The organism is Tianweitania sp. (genome assembly GCF_032053605.1).
GTDB lineage: Bacteria > Pseudomonadota > Alphaproteobacteria > Rhizobiales > Rhizobiaceae > Tianweitania.
The window spans coordinates 1-16,273 of the sequence record NZ_DAMBUH010000078.1 but is presented as its reverse complement, the minus strand read 5'-3'; the positions used below and the strand labels follow the sequence as shown (position 1 = coordinate 16,273).

Genomic DNA, 16,273 nt, shown 5'->3' with positions numbered 1-16,273 from the left:
ATGACCACCCGACGCCGATAGTATGCACCAATTGCAATATACAAGGATGAGGACTCGTGGCAGATGCCACATCTTAATCAGACGGCGCCTCTTCCCCAACGGTCCTCATCCTGAGGTGCGAGCCCGCATAGGGTTAGATGGTGTGGAGCCAACCCATCCGGGCGAGCCTCGAAGGACGCACCACCTCCCCCTACTCGCCTACTCGCCTAATCACCAGCCAAGATCCCCGCATCCAGCCGCCGCGCCCGCACCGTTCGCGCCAGCGCCAGACCATCCCAGTTCTTACGCATCACAGACACCGCGTCTTGCTTCGACACAAGGAGCCCCGCGCTCAAGCCCCTGCGCTTCAACCCAAGCCGCTCCCAAAAAGGGAGCCGCGTCGGCGTAAATCGCGCCGCGCCGCCATCCACCGCAACGTGGCGCCGCACTTCATCGGTCCAGCCATCGACCAGCCGTGCGCCCGGTTCGATCAGCAGCAGCCAATCCCCTCGCGCGCGTTGCAGCACATCACTCAGCGACGCTTCGGCCAAAAACACGCAGCCCGCATGATCTGCCACACGGCTCGTACCATCCGTCGAGCCGCGATCCAGAACGATGACCTCGCGCACCATCCCTTCCACGGCGGCACTCACCAGCGAGGCCAGTGTGCGGGCCAAGGCTTCCTCGTGGTTTCCGGTCTCGATCAAAACGGACAGCATCACTGACATTTACCGGAAGCCGTGCGCAGACGCCATGTTCCCAAGGAACGATTTTGTTCTTGCTTCGTTCTTTTTAAGCCTCTAGGAATACATTCATCCACACCACGCGATTCGACGGCAGCGTTGATCATCAGGAGCGGGTTTGATGCAGAATTTCGAACAGATCAGCCGAGCCGACCAGCCGTCATGTCTCCGACGACGGCTGGAACACGCTGGAAGAGCTGCCGCCGTTCAAGACGGAAGTGCAGGTCGAGAAGCCGCGCACGATCATCACGCGCAACGATTCGCCTGACATTTCCTTCGATCGCTCGATCAATCCTTATCGCGGCTGCGAGCATGGCTGCGTGTATTGTTTCGCGCGACCGACGCACAGCTATATGGGGCTATCCGCCGGGCTGGACTTCGAAGCCAAGCTTTTCGCCAAGCCGGATGCGGCCAAGCTCCTGGAAAAGGAGCTCGCCAAGCCCGGCTACGAGGTCCGCACCATCGCGATCGGCACCAACACCGATCCCTACCAGCCGATTGAGAAGGCGCATCGCATCATGCGCGAGATCCTGGAAGTGCTTGATGCGCACAACCATCCGGTGGGCATCGTCACCAAGTCCGCGCTTGTCATGCGCGACATCGACATTCTGCAGCGCATGGCCGAACGCGGATTAGCCAAGGTCGCCTTGTCGATCACCACGCTCGACCGCAAGCTCGCCCGCACCATGGAGCCGCGTGCGGCCACCCCGACGCGGCGCTTGGAAGCCTTGCGTGCGCTGAACGAAGCCGGCATTCCCGTTTCCGTTCTGGTTGCGCCGATCATTCCCGGTTTGAACGATCCGGAGATCGAGCGCATCCTCGATTCCGCGGCGTCTCTTGGCGTCAAGGAAGCGGGCTATGTCTTGCTGCGGCTGCCGCTGGAAGTAGCGCCGATCTTCAAGGATTGGCTTCTGACGCACTACCCCGACCGTTACCGCCATGTGATGTCGCTGGTTCGCTCGATGCGCGACGGCAAGGATTACGATGCCGAATGGGGCAAGCGTATGAAGGGCAGCGGTCCCTATGCCTGGCAGATCGGGCGTCGGTTCGAGCTTGCTGCCAAACGCCTCGGCCTTAATGGGAACAAGCGACCCCTGCGCACCGACCTGTTCGAAGCGCCAGAGCCCGTCGGCAAGCAGCTGCAATTGCTCTGAGGTCGGAGGCCGATGCTCTCTGGCTGGGCTGTCTCAATGCCATTCCGTTTGGCCGGATCGTTCCCTTGGCGGCCAGCGGTTTCCTTTCCGGCAACGCCCCTTATGCCGGGAAGGACTTGCGGAGAATCAGGGGTGGTGCGAGCTTCGCCGCAACATGGCTCGCGCGCGCTCTGATTCTCCGCCCCTCTTCGAGGTCGTCACGACCCCCGATTTCGCGCGCGAAAGGCGTGCGATCAAGGCGGAGCAATGGCCGGTCGCTGGCGTCGATGAAGCGGGCCGCGGCCCCCTCGCCGGCTCGGTCGTTGCCGCGGCCGTCATTCTCGATCCTAAGCGCATCCCGAGAGGCCTGGATGATTCCAAGCGCCTTTCCGCAGAAGCGCGCGAGGTTTTGTTCGCCAAGATCCTGAAGTGCGCGCTCGCGGTCAGCGTATCCTCGATCTGCGCGGAATGCGTCGATGACATCAACATCCTGCGCGCCAGCCTCACCGCAATGAAGCGCGCCGTAGACGGTCTGATCCTTCAGCCGAAGCTCGTTATCGCCGACGGGCGCGACGTTCCACCCGGCCTTCCGTGTGCGGGTGAAGCGCTGATCAAGGGTGACCAGCGCTCGCAGTCCATCGCTGCTGCGTCAATCGTCGCCAAGGTCATGCGCGACCGCATGATGACCCGCTGCAGCGCGCATCATGACGCCTACGGTTTCGACAGCCATATGGGCTACGGCACCGTCCGCCACCGCGACGCCATCACGGCGCATGGGCCGATATCTCGCCTTCACCGCATGACCTTTGCGCCGCTGAGGGCGGGCGCTGAAACGGGTGTTCAGGCCGACTTCCTGCCGGAGGAAGAGCTTATGGCCGTTCAACACCGCGTCGCTAGCTAGAACACGAGCTAAGCTCAGCTCGCCGTGGCGAACGGTTCAGCCCCATTTGCGCGTGTTCTTACTGCGATCATCACGCGACGATTTATCCACGTCTGACCCCAGTCCGCGCATACTGATCTCAGACGATCGCACGAGGATCGGTATGATCATGTTGCCGCGTGGAAGGCGTCGTACGCCTCCAAACAAAAAGGCCGCCGGATTTCTCCAACGGCCCTTCTCGATTCTGGAAGCTGAACCTTGTCAGTTCAGCTTGGTCTTTACTTCTGCGAGCGACGCCTGGAAGGCATTTGGTGCGGCATCACCCTGCTGGGCGAGAACCCGTCGCGCGGCTTCAACGGCAATGTCAACCGCGCTGGAGCGAACCGCGTTGACCGCTTCGCGCTCGGCCTGGGCGATCTTCTGCTCGGCCATCGTGGTGCGGCGCGCAACGTATTCGTCGGCCTTGGTCTTGGCGTCCTGCCTAAGAGCTTCCGCCTCGCGACCGGCAGCGGCGACGATGTCGCCGGCTTCCTTTTGCGCTTCCGTACGCTTGCGCTGGTACTCCGCGAGCAGCTGCTGCGCTTCTTCGCGCAGGCGGCGAGCTTCCTCGAGTTCGTCGCGGATGCGATCCGCACGTTCGTCGAGCGATTTGGTCACCAAGCCCGGCACCTTGAGGTAGACCATCAAGGCGAGGAACAGGACGAGACCAACGGTTGCCCAGAATGTTGCGTCGAAATGCATGGCGTTCAGCTCCGTTCAGCAGCAACAGCCGAGGCGATTGCTGCGCCATCGGCGCGCCCGCCCAATGCTTCCACGATCGCGGCAGCGGTTTCTTCGGCGATTGCGCCGACTTCCGACATGGCGGCGTTCTTGATCGATGCGATGCGGGCTTCGGCCTCGGCAAGCCTCGTGTCGAGACCGGCTTCGGTCGCGCGACGGCTGGCTTCGGCTTCGGCCTTGGCGCGATCACGCGCTTCCTGGCCGATCACGTTTGCCTTGGCGCGGGCATCGGCAAGGTCCTGCTCATATGCGGCGACGGCCGCATCGGCCTCTTCCTTCATACGGGCAGCAGTGTCGAGATCCTGCGCGATGCGATCGCGACGGACTTCGAGGATATGGCCGAGGCGCGGCAGAACCACCTTGTTCAGGAACAGGTAGAACAGGCCGAAGATGATCGCCAGCCAGAGAATCTGCGAGGGGTAGAACGTGCTGTCGAAGGGTGGAAACCCTGCGCTATGCTCCGTACCCGCTTCATGCACCGTCGTGCCTTCCATGGCAGGCGGCGTGTTGGTCAGCGGCTCGTTATGCGTGCCTGGTGCTTGTTCTTGCGCAAAAGCGGGCGCGACGAACATCGGCTTCCCCTGTGAATTGAAACCCGACCGCGGTTATCGCGATCGGGAAAACCTCCGGTACGTCTGTCCAGAACCGACCCCTCGAGGACGGTTCGTCTTCGATCTCAACCGAAGAGCAGGAGCAGAGCGATGAGGAGCGAGAAAATGCCCAGAGCTTCCGTCACCGCGAAGCCGAACACGAGGCGGCCGAACTGGCCGTCAGCAGCCGACGGGTTGCGCAGGGCGCCCGAGAGATAGCTGCCGAAGATGTTGCCGAGGCCGAGTGCCGTACCAGCCATGCCGAAGCAGGCAAGTCCTGCGCCGATTGCCTTTGCTGCTTCCACTTCCATTGTAGGCTCCTTTTGAGGGGTCTTTTGTCTAGGATAAACTGAGGCGGGATCCGCCGGTGAAGGATAGCGACCGTTTAGTGGCCGCCGGGATGCACCGCGTCGTTGAGGTACATGCAGGTGAGAACGGCGAAAACGTAGGCCTGCAGGAAAGCGACGAGGAACTCAAGTCCGGTCAGCGCAACCGTCATGGCCAGCGGCAGGATGGCGCCGCCGATGCCCACCGCGCCCATCGCACCAAGCGATGCGACGAAGCCGGCAAAGACTTTCAGCGTGATGTGGCCGGCCAGCATGTTGGCGAACAAACGAACCGAAAGGCTGATCGGGCGCGACAGGAAGGAAATGACTTCGATCAGTGCGACAATCGGCACGATCGCGGTCGGAACGCCGCTTGGGACAAAGATCTTGAAGAAGCCGACACCGTGCTTCATCAGGCCATAAACGATCACGGTCAGGATCACGAACAGCGCCAGCATGAAGGTGACGATGAGGTGGCTGGTGACGGTGAAGAAGTAAGGGAACATGCCGAACAGGTTCGCGACCAGCACGAACATGAACAGCGAGAACACCATCGGGAAGAACTTCATGCCTCCGCTGCCGGCAGAATCCCGCAGCATCCCCGCAATGAACTCATAGGACATTTCAGAGATCGACTGCAGGCGGCCGGGGATCAGGCCGCGGCTGGACGTCGACAGAAACAGGAATGCGCCAGCCGTTGCGACCGTCAGCGCCATGAAAAGCGACGAGTTGGTGAACGAGAAATCCAGCCCGCCGATCTCGATCGGAACCAGGCGGGAGATCTGAAACTGGTGGATCGGATCGTTGGCCACCGCTACCCCTTGCTCTTCCATCGGGCCCGAAGGCCAGTTCAAATGATGCGGCGGATGCCGCTTCTTATCAAAACGCGACCGAAGCCGCTATTTGCGATCCGTGTCGGCCGGCGGCGCATCCGACGAGCGCAAGCCCGCATCCGCCACAAGCCCCGCAGACCGCAGGACATTCAGAACACCGGCCCCAAATCCGAGAAGCAAGAAGATGATCAAGCCCCAAGGAGACGTCCCAGCAAAACGATCGACGATCCAGCCTAGCCCTGCGCCAACGACGATCCCCGCGATGAACTCGCTGGAAAGCTTCATTGCCTGGCCGTAACCGGTCGCGCCACGCGATTTGGCGTCTCCGGCCCCGGCTTGCGTCTCGGGGCGCCGCGACGCCAGTTTGGCGCCAAGGTCGCGCCGACGTCTATCGAGACCGTCGTCGCCTGATGCGTCGGCACCGCCCGTATAGGCCCGCTTGTTGAAAGGATCTTCAGGCCTGTTGTTTCCGGCCATCGCGTCCTCCCGTCAGAGCAGGCACCCGATGGGACCGCCGCTTCAAAGTCGGCCGCACCATAGTTAGGTCACAATCCCCCGTCAAGCCGCGAAAGGCGCGCTTCACACATGCTTTTTCAGGTTCGAAAACAGTCACTTAGCTTTGTGCGACAATGCGCCCGCCGCCATCCTCGGCGGCAGGCACCCGAATCCCCCTTTTCGCGGTCAGCTCCAACCGCCGCCATAGGTGCGGTAGAAGATGTGCAGGCCGATCTTCTTCATCTCTTCCATCGTCTTGTTCCAGCGCGGATTTACATAGGTCGCGTGGTAATGGGTCGATGACCCCACCTCGGGAATGAAGATCTTTCCAGCCGTCACCGCCAGCGCAACGTCCTCCGCCATGCGGTAATGCGAGCGGCTCGTGATGATGTCCGGAATACCGTCGCAGGCAAATGAGAATTGGCAGCGATTGCGCCAGTTCTTGTTCTGGTAGACGACGCCGCAGATGGTGTTCGGGTAGGTTGGGTTGCGTACGCGGTTCAGGATCACCTGCGCCACGGCGGCCTGGCCCTTTTCACTTTCGCCACGTGCTTCGAAATAGACACCGGTGGCCAAGCACTTCTGCTCGGCAGCGGAAAAGACTTCCGGCGGCAGCGGCTGGCTCATCCAGTCATGATCGCCATCGGCGACGGGCGGAATGAAGCGCCCATCATTGGGATTGCTGCCGCGCAGAAGCGATTCGAAGGGAGATGCGGACGCGTAGTCCGGCTCGACGGGCGCGTAGGCGGTTGCGAGAATGTCGGCCTTGTCGTTGGTCACGAGTGCTGCAAGGGCCGTCGGCAGCATGGGATCGGGCTTGCGCACGGCATGCGGGTGGAACTCGGCGGCGATCTGGATTTCCTTGCCGCCGAGATCAGGCTGCACGAAGGCCATCTTGTGATCGTCACCGCTGCCGGAGCGCAGGATCATGCTGGTGCGCTCGAACACCGAACCGGCGGTGAAGGCTTTGGGCGGGGCGGCCGGCGCAATGCGCACAATACGCCCCTTCTTGTCGGAGCGCGTGACACGATCTTCGTCCGGTGCATCCGATTTGCCGGCCTTGCCGTTGAAGGCGACAATGCCCAGCGCCTTGGTCTTGCGGCCCGCACCCGAAAGGCTGGCATTCATGACGCTTGCGCCGAACTTCATGTCGGCCTGCTGAACCGATCCGGCCGCGGCTTTTTCGAGATAGGCGTTCCAGCGCGAACTCACGGCCTCGGCACCCGAAACCATGCTCGTCATGTCCTGCATCGCGATCTCGGCCGGAAAGCCGACCCAGATGCCCAAGCCCACGATCAGGGGAGACACAAAGGACCGCAGGCGGTCCGACGTAGCAAACCGCCGCGGCAAAACTCGATCTAGCACCGACCCACTCTCCAGAAACGCAACCGACCCGTTCCCGAAAAGAAATGATCGATTAACCTTGATGAGCGGTTAATTTTGCCGTGCCGAACAAAGCAAAGCGGCCGGCGCATGGCACCGGCCGCTTCAGAAAAGCGTGATCGTAACAGGCGTGAAGCCTAGCGGCCTTTGGGCGCGAACGGATTTTCGGACGCGCGCAGCATCATGCGGATCGGCACGCCGGGCATGTCGAAGGCTTCGCGCAAACCGTTCACGAGGTAACGGACATAGGATTGCGGCACGGCTTCCGGCCGGGTGCAGGACAAAACAAAGCCCGGCGGACGCGCCTTCACCTGCGTGATGTACTTGATCTTGAGGCGACGACCGGCGACGGCGGGTGGCGGATGGTGGCCGACCACGCCTTCCAGCCAGCGGTTGAGGCGGCCGGTAGAGATACGGCGGTTCCAGACCTCGTGGGTCTTGACGATCCCGTCCATCAGGCGATCGATGCCGCGGCCCGTCTCGGCGGATACCGGAATGGCGAGCAGCCCCCTCACCTGCGGCAGAAGCCGGGTGGTCTTTTCGTGAAGCTCAATCAGATAAGCCTGCTTGTCTTCGATCAGGTCCCACTTGTTGAAGGCCAGAACCAGAGCGCGACCTTCGCGGATGATGAGGTCGGCGATCTGAAGGTCCTGCTTCTCGAATGGGATCGTGGCGTCGAACACGACGACCACCACTTCGGCGAAGCGGATGGCGCGCAGGCCATCGGCAACCGAGAGCTTCTCGAGTTTTTCCTGAACGCGGGCCTTGCGCCGCATGCCGGCGGTGTCGAACAGCTTGAGCTCGCGGCCCTTCCATTCCCATTCCACGGAGATGGAGTCGCGGGTAATGCCGGCTTCCGGACCGGTCAGCAGACGCTCTTCGCCGATCATCTGGTTGATCAACGTCGACTTGCCGGCATTCGGGCGGCCGACGATGGCGATGCGCATCGGCTTGGTTTCGTCATAGGCCGGCTCGGCGTCGGGATCGGTGATGTCCTCGCCGATCAGTACCTCGCCGAGCTCGGCAACCAGCGCGTCCGCTTCGTCTTCCTCGAAGGCGCGTTCCTTGCCGATGGCTTCCACCACGGCGTCGCGCAGATCGGCCATGCCGAGACCATGCTCGGCGGAGATTTCGATCGGCGTACCGAGGCCCAGTTCCCAGGCTTCCATCGCGCCTGCTTCGGCAGCGCGGCCTTCGGTCTTGTTGGCGACCAACACCAGCGGCTTGCCGGCGCGGCGCACGATGTCGGCAAAGGTGCGATCGTCAGGCGTGAGGCCGACGCGCGCGTCGATCATAAAGAGGATGACGTCGGCTTCTTCGATCGCGATGTCGGTCTGCGCACGCATGCGGCCGGCCAGCGACTCGTTTGGCGCGATTTCGAGGCCGGCGGTATCGACGACCTCGAACTGCAGATCGTAGAGCTTGGCATCATGAACGCGGCGGTCGCGCGTCACGCCCGGCGTGTCATCGACGATCGCGATCTTGCGGCCAACCAGGCGGTTGAACAGCGTGGACTTGCCGACATTCGGGCGGCCGATGATCGCGAGGGTGAAACCCATGATGCCGGCCTAGTTGACGCCGGAGCCGCGGATCAGCTCGACCATCATCGTGGCGCGCTGACGCAGATTGCCGGGAGCGGCCTGATCGTCAATGATCTGCTGGAACATCGGCAGGGCATCGGCCGGACGGTTTTCCTTCCAGGCCGACAAAGCGAGCGCTTCGCGCGCCGAGTGGCGCAGCGGGTTGGTGTCGGCGTTCAACGGGCCGACGCGCGCTTCCACATCGGCAAAGCTGCCGTGATCCACGAGCACGAGACCAGCGCGAAGCTTAGCCACGTCGCGCAAGCCTTGCGGAATGGCGCTGTCGGCAGCCACCTGGTCGAAGGCTGCGACCGAACCGGTGAAGTCGCCCTTTTGAGCAAGCACGGTTGCCATGCGCAGACGCGCGAGCAGTGGGTATGCGCCGACGCCATTGTCTTCAAGCGTCTGCAGGGCGGCGGCGGCTTCATCCGTCTTGCCTTCGCTGGCGAGCTGGAGGGCCTGCGAGAACTGGTCGCCCGATGCGTTGGCCTTGTTGGTGGACCACCAGTCGTAAAGAACCCAGCCGCCGGTCGCCAGCACGATCAACACGGCAAGCAGAATGGCGATCGGGCCGAAGCGCGTCCACAGCGCCTGCGCCTGCGCTTGCCGCATCTCTTGATTGACTTCGCGGAGGAAGGTGTCCGACATCCGTTTCGCTTTACTCGATTGGCCGGCAGAGAACCGGCGTCCGGCGTGGTGCCGGCTTTGATTGAAGTTCTGCGTTTTAGCGAGTTTTGCCGGGCATGGAAGAGGCCGCGCAAAAAAGCACGACCCTTCCCTTCAAGTTGGCGTCAGCCGGCGAGCTGCGGCAGGGGATAAACGCCGATCAGCCAGTAATGCACGCGCCACAGGAACAGGAGGTAGAACACGACCGCAACGATCACGGCGATGATGTCCCACTTCACCGGACCGGGAGCCGGCGTGCGGACATGACGGCGCTTCACCGAAATGCGGTCGAACACCGCCCAGATGAGAAACGTGCCGAACAGAAGAACCGAAGCAAGATCGCCATTGGCGAGAAGGTGCGCGAAGGTCCAAAGCTTGATGGCCACCAGCATCGGATGCTTGAGCTTGGCCTTCAGCTTGCCGGCCGGAAGGGCGTAAACGGCGAGCGCGATGAAGGAGAGCAGCATCAAGAGCAAGGCGACGTGCCGCAGGCCCATCGGCGGCTCGTAGAGCAGCACGCCTTCGTTGCGGGCCACACCATAGCCCCAGATTAGCAGGATCAGGCCAAGAAGGGCGAAGACGGAATAGATGCCCTTCCAGGTCCCCTCGCCCATGCGCTCGACCTGACGCTGCCGCCAGGCGGGCGCGACGATATCGACGGAATGGATTCCGAGAAACAGGATGATGCCGAGAAGAAGGATCGTCATGAGGCTGGCTTTCAGGCTGGCGCGACTACTTTCCCTAGCACCAAGCAGTGCGGCCGCCCATCCCTTTCGCGTCCGCATCCCCGCCATATTCGGGTTCTAGCCCGCAGCCTCCTTCGAGAGGGGATCGATGTTCGTTCAACGCCATGCCGCTGTCGCCGCCATCCTGGCTGCCGCCATCCCAACCGCCTTGTTCGCCCAGGAAGCGGCGCCTCAGGCTGCGCCGCAATATGTGGTGATCTCGTTCGATGGCGCGCATGACAATGCGTTGTGGGAGCGAAGCCGCGCGCTGGCTGCGCAAACGGGCGCGCATTTCACCTACTTCCTGTCCTGCGTTTACCTGCTTTCGCCGGAAACCAAGTCCGCCTACCAGGCGCCGCATCACTCACGCGGCCGCTCGAATGTGGGCTTTGCGGAGACGCGCGAGGATGTCGTCGGACGGCTCCAGCAGATCTGGATGGCCCGAAGCGAAGGTCACGAGATCGGCAGTCATGGCTGCGGCCATTACGATGGCAAGGACTGGTCGAAGGCCGATTGGCTGACGGAGTTCGACAGCTTCAGCAAGATTGTGCGCGATGTCTACACCATCAACGGGATCGACGGTGAACCGGCCGAGTGGAAGCGCTTTGCCGAAAACGAGATCAAGGGTTTTCGCGTTCCCTATCTGTCCACCAGCAAGGGGCTCGACGCGGCACTGGCGCAGGCCGGCTTCCAGTATAGCGCCAGCGGCGTTTCGGACGGCCCGGTTGAAGCCGACCGCAAGCCCAAGGTGCCGCTTTACTCCCTTCCGATGGTGCCGGAAGGCCCGAAATCGCGGCGCATCATTGCGATGGACTACAATCTTTATGTTCGTCATTCCGGCGGCAAGGAGAAGACGGAAGACAGCGCGGCCTTTTCCGAGCGCACCTATCAGGCCTTCAAGACCGCCTATGATGCCGAGATCGCGGGCAAGAAGCGACCGCTCCAGTTCGGCTTCCACTTTGTCCTGATGAACGGCGGCGCCTACTGGGACGCCCTCGAGCGCTTTGCCCGCGAGGTTTGTGTCCGTCCGGAAACCAAATGCGTGAGCTATCGCGAGCTGGAAGCGCTCACCAGCGCGACCAGGAGCGCTGGCGGCTGATCCTCAGGCTCAGGTCGCCGGCTGACCCTCCGGCGCCACACCGGCCTGCTCACGCTGCAGATAATGCCGATCGACAGCGGGCAGCTCGCCGCCCTCGATCTGCGCCTCGAAGGCGCGTAGACGCTTGTAGATTGAGATTAGCTCGACGATCGTCGGCCAGGAGTTCACGAGATACTGGAACGACGACGCGACCTGGCTGAAGGCAGACAGGATCTGCTGGAAGATGCCGAACGTGATGCGACCGACCGCAATCGTTGGCACCAGGATCAGCGTGGCAAAGATGACATCCGACTGGAGATAGAGGTACCGCGCGACGTTGAAGTAGACATAGTGGAAGTAGAGCGTGAAATAGTTCTTCCTCACATTGTCGAAGAGTTCCGCCAGGGTGATGGGATCGGCGCGATCTGCATGATCTTCGCCGTAAACCAACTCTTTTCGGAAGGCCGCTTCCACACGCTGATTGCGAAATTCCAAACCTGGCAAACGAACACCAACCACAGCCAGCAGCACCGTGCCGAACAGCGACCACGCAATGGCAGCAAACATGAGCGGGTAAGGGATCGCGCCAACCAGCGGCAGATGGGTGACGTGAACCGACAGAGCCGCAAGCATTGGCAGGAATGCAATCAGGGTCATGACGGAATCGACGAGACTCACACCCAAGCTCTGCACCGTCGATGAAAACCGCATGGTGTCTTCCTGAACACGTTGCGAAGCGCCTTCGATGTGGCGCAGGCGTGGCCAGTGGTAGGTGTAGAACTCATTCATCGCGGTGCGCCAGCGGAAGATCCAATGGCTGACAAAGAAGATGTTCAAGACGGCAACAGTAATGCCCACCAGTGCGATCGTCAGGAACTGCGCCACCCCGGTATAAAGCTCCGCTGCCTGAACCGAGCCTGGCGTCGTTAGTGCTCGCTGAATGGTGTCGTAGAATGGGCCCCGCCAGTTATTCAACTGAAGCGAAACCTGAACGGAAAAATTGGTGATGAAAATCACGAGGCCTGAGCCAAGCACCGACCATGCCTGCCAGCGATGCGGCGAGAACCAGAACCACAAAGCCGAAAAGATCAGAATGGCACTGGCGAAATAGATATAGAACCAGAGGTAAGCGCGCGACATGAAGACCGACACGCCGACAATAGGCGCCGCATCCGCTGCGGCAGGCGGCAGGTTCAGGAGCGCACCTAGTTGCTCGCCGCCGAAAAACCAGCCGAGCACGGCAATCAGGCTCCATACGGCGGCCGTTACGAAGAACAGCCGCGGACGCGGGAAAAACGAAACGAACAAGATTGGTAATCCTTCGAAGGCCGCCGCGCTCAGCGTGCAGGCAGTGTGCTTTGCGCACTCACGTCGCGAATTGGTACGGATTCGTGGCGAGGATTGGCATTCCTGCGAGGTAGCTGCCTATGCGCCCTGCCGCATGGGCGAAACCCGTCCTTCGATACCAGACCAGAAGGCGATCGCGCCCGACAGAAGCAGCAGCACTGCGGCGCCAAGCGAGGGCACAAGGAAGCCTCCCGTCCAGGCCGCAACGTAGCCGGCAGCGATGGGTGCGAGGACCTGACCGATCCCGAACGCAGCCGTCATGACAGCCAGGGCCTTTCTCGGCGCTGTTGGCGTGGAGATGCGGCCGGCTGCAAGACCATAGGCCGTAATCACCATGAAGGTGGCGCCCAGCAACGCGCCGCCGATCAAAGGTCCGACCGTGCCAGGGATCATCACGCTTGCCAGAACGCCAAAGCTTTCGATCAGGCAGGCGGCAACATAGGCGCCGACCACGCCGACGCGCGCAGCAGCGATCTTCCAGACATGCAGCGACAGGAAGGCCGTGACGCCAGTCACCAGCCAGACACCCGCTTCCATCAACGCACCGCCATTGCCGGCGCGCACGATGGCAATCAGGAAGGTCGCCGTTACCACATAGCCGGCACCGAAGATGCCGTAAGCGAGGGTCATGGCCCAGAACGGCCGGGATTTTGGCAGAGGCGGCTCGCGCTCGGCTACCGAACCACCTTTCGCTGCAGGTTCCAGCAGAAGAAAGACAACAAGCGTGCCGGCCAGCGACAAGGCGCCTGACGCGAACCACCCCCAACGCCAACTGGCTTCCTCGACATAAACGATACCGGTCAGAACCGACGAAAGGGCAATGCCTAGTCCCACGCCGGAAAACACGATTGCCTGGAGATCCATGCGTCCGGCCTGGCCAAGGCGCGCGAAAACAAGAGTCGTCGTGAAAACGAGGCAGAAGGCGCTGGCCAGGCCGGCTACGAACCGGATCAGCATGAAAAGAATAAAGTCATTTCCCAGGCCCATCGCCGCCGCCAACAGGCTTGAGGCCAAGAGAGAGCTCAGCGCGATGATGCGTTCCTTGCCGTGCGCCCAGCCGCCTGCGGCAAGGATCGCCCCCAGCAGGTAACCCACGAAGTTGGCCGATGCGACCCAGCCCGCTTGAGATACTGTGAGGCCGGCGCCCGTCATCATGGAAGGCAGGAGCGGCGTGAACACGAAGCGCCCTATGCCCATCGCCGTTGCAAGGCTGGCCATGCCGGCCAAAGCGGTCAAGAGAGCTTTGTTGTGCTGCAAGGCTTGTGCCTACGAATGAGAAGCCGGCTGGAAGTGCTTCGAACATATATAAGACATCGACGAGACACCAAAGGAACAAAGTGCCTGAAGCGGCGTTGCGGTGGCGTTCGTAACAGAAGGTCCAGTCCTGTTCATGCGAAGCATTCTCTACATCATCGGCGTGGTGGTTATCGTTCTCTTTATCCTCTCCTACGCCGGTTATCGTTGATCGCTTCACGGAACTTGACGGAAAACCTGCTCCACGACTGATCCTGGAGCAAGGAGAGGGAAGTACAAACCATGTCTTTGGGTGACACAACATCGGGCGTGACCATCGTCGAGACGGGAGCCGGCGAGAAGACCGGTTCTTACGTCGATTGGGCTGCCATCATCGCAGGCGCCGTTCTGGCCACTGCCATTTCATTCGTCCTGATCACATTCGGATCGGCTCTCGGCCTGTCGCTGACTTCGCCCTACGAAGGCGAAAGCACGTCGCTTTGGGGCATTGCGCTTGCTGCCGGTCTTTGGCTGCTGTGGGTTCAGGTTTCGGCTTTCGGCGCCGGGGCTTACATCACGGGCCGTCTTCGCCGCCGCGCTTATGATGCGACCGAGCACGAGTCCGACATCCGCGACGGCTCGCACGGTCTGCTGGTTTGGGGCGTCGGTGCCCTCCTCGGCGCTTTCCTTGCCGTGTCCAGCCTCGGCGCTGCGACCAGCACGGCTGCCAATGCCGTTTCGAATATTGCAGGCGGCGCGGCTAGCGCTGTTGGCGGCATCGCTTCGGGCGCAGGCAATGCAGCTGACAATCCTGCGATTGCCGGTTATGTGGATCGCTTGTTCCGCGGCCAGGCCGGTCAGCCGATCACACCGGAAACCCGTTCGGAAGTTGGCCGCATCTTCACGTCCTCCATTGCGGACGGTGAGTTCAAGAACGAGGACCGCGATTATGTCGCTGGCTTGATCGCTCAGAACGCTGGCATCCCGCAGGAAGAAGCCCGCGCTCGTGTCGACCAGGCTGTGGCTACGGCTGAGCAGGCCGAACAGGCTGCTCGTGATGCAGCGGAAGCCGCTCGCAAGACGGCGCTGGTCGTCGCCTTCTTCACTGCCGCTTCGTTGGCCGTCAGCGCAGCCGTCGCATTCTTCGCAGCCGGCCTCGGCGGCCGCCACCGCGATGAAGGCGTCATCATCGAAGGTCTTGGCATCCGTCGATAAGCTTCAGGAAAAGGCGGGCAGCCGCCTTTTTCCACGGCAGTGTCGGTGTTCGTCAGGAACTCCTCATACACATCCGCGTTACTTCATAGATCCGCTAATCTGAAAGGCTCATAAAATGAACGGTATCATCTATCTCGTCGGTCTGGTCGTCGTCGTTCTCGCGATCCTGTCCTTCCTCGGTCTTCGTTGATCGATTGAACTTTTCGGAAAAACGCCCTGCCCTTAACCGGCGGGGCGTTTTCGTTTGCGCTTGCTGAAATCGGATTTGACAGCAAGCAGCGGGAAGCTGACGATCATCGCCTTGCCTATGATGCGCTAAGCCCCATAAGGACACGTCATGTCGCTCTCTTCTCAATCCACGTTCGATCCATTTCAGGACTTACGCTGGAAAGCTGTGGTGGAACGCGATGCGATAGCCGACGATCATTTCGTTTACGCAGTCCTGACTACCGGCATCTTTTGCCGACCGTCCTGCCCCTCCCGCCGCGCCAAGCCCGAAAACGTCCGGTTCTTCGCAAGAGCTGAAGAGGCTGCCGAAGCCGGTTTCCGTCCCTGCCTTCGCTGCAAGCCGCAAGCTGCCTCACTTAAGCAGACGCAAGCACAACTCATTATCGATGCCTGCAAGCAGATCGAAACCGCGGAAGAGCTTCCGCAGCTGGATGCCCTCGCCTCCGCTGCCCGCCTCAGCCCGTTTCATTTCCACCGCCTGTTCAAACAGCATACCGGTTTGACGCCGCGCGCTTATGGTGCCTCGCGCCGCGTCGAGAAACTCCGTGCCGCCCTCGACGGTGGGAGTAACGTCACCACAGCCATCTACGAGGCCGGCTTCAATGCCAGCAGTCGCGCTTATGACCAGGCAAATGAGGTTTTGGGTATGACACCGGGCGCGTATAAGCGCGGCGGAACAAGTGCACGCATTCACTTTGCCATCGGCACATGCGCGCTGGGGCACATCCTTGTCGCGCAAAGCGAGAAAGGTCTTTGTGCAATTCTGCTGGGCGACGAGCCGGACGCCTTGCTGAAAGACCTGCAAGACCGGTTTCCAAAGGCCGAACTGATCGGCGCTGATCCCGCTTTCGAGACAACCGTCGCCGCAGTGATCGGCTTCGTGGAAGCTCCGCGCATCGGTCTCGATCTTCCGCTTGATATTCGCGGCACTGCCTTTCAGGAGCGTGTGTGGCAGGCGCTGCGCGGCATTCCGGTGGGTACGACAGTCAGCTACGCGGAACTGGCCGAGCAGATCGGCCAGCCGAGCGCGGTGCGTGCCGTCGCCGGCGCCTGCGCAGC

General features: G+C 61.6%; 16 protein-coding genes and 1 pseudogene. 5 read left to right on the top strand and 12 right to left on the bottom strand.

The window, feature by feature from the left end; genetic code table 11:
- Positions 1–206: 206 nt before the first annotated feature.
- Positions 207–698, bottom strand: a complete 492-nt coding sequence (locus RTX98_RS15435; RefSeq protein ID WP_312797727.1) for a glycosyltransferase — start codon at positions 696–698, stop codon at positions 207–209.
- Positions 699–868: 170 nt separating this feature from the next.
- Here RTX98_RS15435 and RTX98_RS15430 point away from each other — a divergent pair.
- Both RTX98_RS15430 and RTX98_RS15425 read left to right on the top strand, forming a co-directional pair.
- Positions 869–1,876 (top strand): annotated as a pseudogene (locus RTX98_RS15430) (PA0069 family radical SAM protein); the annotation flags it as partial.
- A 154-nt stretch (positions 1,877–2,030) separates the two neighbouring features.
- Entirely contained in the window at positions 2,031–2,756 is a 726-nt protein-coding gene (locus RTX98_RS15425) for a ribonuclease HII (RefSeq protein WP_312797726.1), read from the top strand.
- 240 nt (positions 2,757–2,996) lie between these two features.
- Here the strand turns inward: RTX98_RS15425 and RTX98_RS15420 are convergent, their stop codons facing one another.
- From RTX98_RS15420 to RTX98_RS15380, 9 genes are all read right to left on the bottom strand, one after another.
- Positions 2,997–3,476 (bottom strand): F0F1 ATP synthase subunit B, encoded by a 480-nt coding sequence (locus tag RTX98_RS15420; RefSeq protein WP_312797724.1) that lies wholly within the window; start codon positions 3,474–3,476, stop codon positions 2,997–2,999.
- 5 nt (positions 3,477–3,481) lie between these two features.
- Positions 3,482–4,087, bottom strand: coding sequence for a F0F1 ATP synthase subunit B (locus RTX98_RS15415; protein WP_312797722.1), 606 nt, complete (start codon positions 4,085–4,087; stop codon positions 3,482–3,484).
- Between the two features lie 104 nt (positions 4,088–4,191).
- Positions 4,192–4,416, bottom strand: coding sequence for a F0F1 ATP synthase subunit C (locus RTX98_RS15410; protein WP_189501044.1), 225 nt, complete (start codon positions 4,414–4,416; stop codon positions 4,192–4,194).
- Positions 4,417–4,490: 74 nt separating this feature from the next.
- Complete coding sequence (locus tag RTX98_RS15405) at positions 4,491–5,243, bottom strand: F0F1 ATP synthase subunit A (RefSeq protein ID WP_189503164.1); 753 nt, start codon at positions 5,241–5,243, stop codon at positions 4,491–4,493.
- Positions 5,244–5,330: 87 nt separating this feature from the next.
- Positions 5,331–5,741, bottom strand: a complete 411-nt coding sequence (locus RTX98_RS15400) for an AtpZ/AtpI family protein (RefSeq protein WP_312797720.1) — start codon at positions 5,739–5,741, stop codon at positions 5,331–5,333.
- 204 nt (positions 5,742–5,945) lie between these two features.
- A complete protein-coding gene (locus RTX98_RS15395) occupies positions 5,946–7,067 on the bottom strand; it encodes a cell wall hydrolase (RefSeq protein WP_416223141.1) in 1,122 nt (373 codons plus the stop codon).
- A gap of 212 nt (positions 7,068–7,279) precedes the next feature.
- The gene (gene der / locus RTX98_RS15390; protein ID WP_312797716.1) at positions 7,280–8,701 is read right to left on the bottom strand and encodes a ribosome biogenesis GTPase Der; all 1,422 of its coding nucleotides are present in this window, start codon (positions 8,699–8,701) and stop codon (positions 7,280–7,282) included.
- A gap of 9 nt (positions 8,702–8,710) precedes the next feature.
- Complete coding sequence (locus RTX98_RS15385; RefSeq protein WP_312797715.1) at positions 8,711–9,370, bottom strand: tetratricopeptide repeat protein; 660 nt, start codon at positions 9,368–9,370, stop codon at positions 8,711–8,713.
- A 143-nt stretch (positions 9,371–9,513) separates the two neighbouring features.
- Positions 9,514–10,095 (bottom strand): NnrU family protein, encoded by a 582-nt coding sequence (locus RTX98_RS15380; protein WP_312797713.1) that lies wholly within the window; start codon positions 10,093–10,095, stop codon positions 9,514–9,516.
- Positions 10,096–10,222: 127 nt separating this feature from the next.
- On the opposite strand from RTX98_RS15380, the gene RTX98_RS15375 reads away from it, so the two are divergent.
- On the top strand, positions 10,223–11,212 hold the full coding sequence (locus RTX98_RS15375; RefSeq protein WP_312797712.1) for a polysaccharide deacetylase: 990 nt from the start codon (positions 10,223–10,225) through the stop codon (positions 11,210–11,212).
- Positions 11,213–11,221: 9 nt separating this feature from the next.
- Here RTX98_RS15375 and sbmA read toward each other — a convergent pair whose 3' ends face one another.
- Both sbmA and RTX98_RS15365 read right to left on the bottom strand, forming a co-directional pair.
- The gene (gene sbmA / locus RTX98_RS15370) at positions 11,222–12,499 is read right to left on the bottom strand and encodes a peptide antibiotic transporter SbmA (protein WP_312797711.1); all 1,278 of its coding nucleotides are present in this window, start codon (positions 12,497–12,499) and stop codon (positions 11,222–11,224) included.
- A 117-nt stretch (positions 12,500–12,616) separates the two neighbouring features.
- Positions 12,617–13,795, bottom strand: coding sequence for a YbfB/YjiJ family MFS transporter (locus RTX98_RS15365; protein ID WP_312797710.1), 1,179 nt, complete (start codon positions 13,793–13,795; stop codon positions 12,617–12,619).
- Positions 13,796–14,074: 279 nt separating this feature from the next.
- Here RTX98_RS15365 and RTX98_RS15360 point away from each other — a divergent pair, with 279 nt between their 5' ends.
- Positions 14,075–14,986 (top strand): hypothetical protein, encoded by a 912-nt coding sequence (locus RTX98_RS15360; protein ID WP_312797709.1) that lies wholly within the window; start codon positions 14,075–14,077, stop codon positions 14,984–14,986.
- 337 nt (positions 14,987–15,323) lie between these two features.
- A partial coding sequence (ada, locus tag RTX98_RS15355) for a bifunctional DNA-binding transcriptional regulator/O6-methylguanine-DNA methyltransferase Ada (protein WP_312797707.1) occupies positions 15,324–16,273 on the top strand: 950 nt, incomplete at its 3' end.

Excerpts from the sequence above, each read along its gene's own strand:
- RTX98_RS15435 (WP_312797727.1), bottom strand. The coding sequence starts at position 698 with ATGCTGTCCGTTTTGATCGAGACCGGAAACCACGAGGAAGCCTTGGCC.
- RTX98_RS15420 (WP_312797724.1), bottom strand. The coding sequence starts at position 3,476 with ATGCATTTCGACGCAACATTCTGGGCAACCGTTGGTCTCGTCCTGTTC.
- RTX98_RS15425 (WP_312797726.1), top strand. The coding sequence starts at position 2,031 with ATGGCTCGCGCGCGCTCTGATTCTCCGCCCCTCTTCGAGGTCGTCACG.
- RTX98_RS15360 (WP_312797709.1), top strand. The coding sequence starts at position 14,075 with ATGTCTTTGGGTGACACAACATCGGGCGTGACCATCGTCGAGACGGGA.
- RTX98_RS15400 (WP_312797720.1), bottom strand. The coding sequence starts at position 5,741 with ATGGCCGGAAACAACAGGCCTGAAGATCCTTTCAACAAGCGGGCCTAT.
- RTX98_RS15385 (WP_312797715.1), bottom strand. The coding sequence starts at position 9,370 with ATGTCGGACACCTTCCTCCGCGAAGTCAATCAAGAGATGCGGCAAGCG.
- der (WP_312797716.1), bottom strand. The coding sequence starts at position 8,701 with ATGGGTTTCACCCTCGCGATCATCGGCCGCCCGAATGTCGGCAAGTCC.
- RTX98_RS15415 (WP_312797722.1), bottom strand. The coding sequence starts at position 4,087 with ATGTTCGTCGCGCCCGCTTTTGCGCAAGAACAAGCACCAGGCACGCAT.
- RTX98_RS15380 (WP_312797713.1), bottom strand. The coding sequence starts at position 10,095 with ATGACGATCCTTCTTCTCGGCATCATCCTGTTTCTCGGAATCCATTCC.
- RTX98_RS15375 (WP_312797712.1), top strand. The coding sequence starts at position 10,223 with ATGTTCGTTCAACGCCATGCCGCTGTCGCCGCCATCCTGGCTGCCGCC.
- RTX98_RS15410 (WP_189501044.1), bottom strand. The coding sequence starts at position 4,416 with ATGGAAGTGGAAGCAGCAAAGGCAATCGGCGCAGGACTTGCCTGCTTC.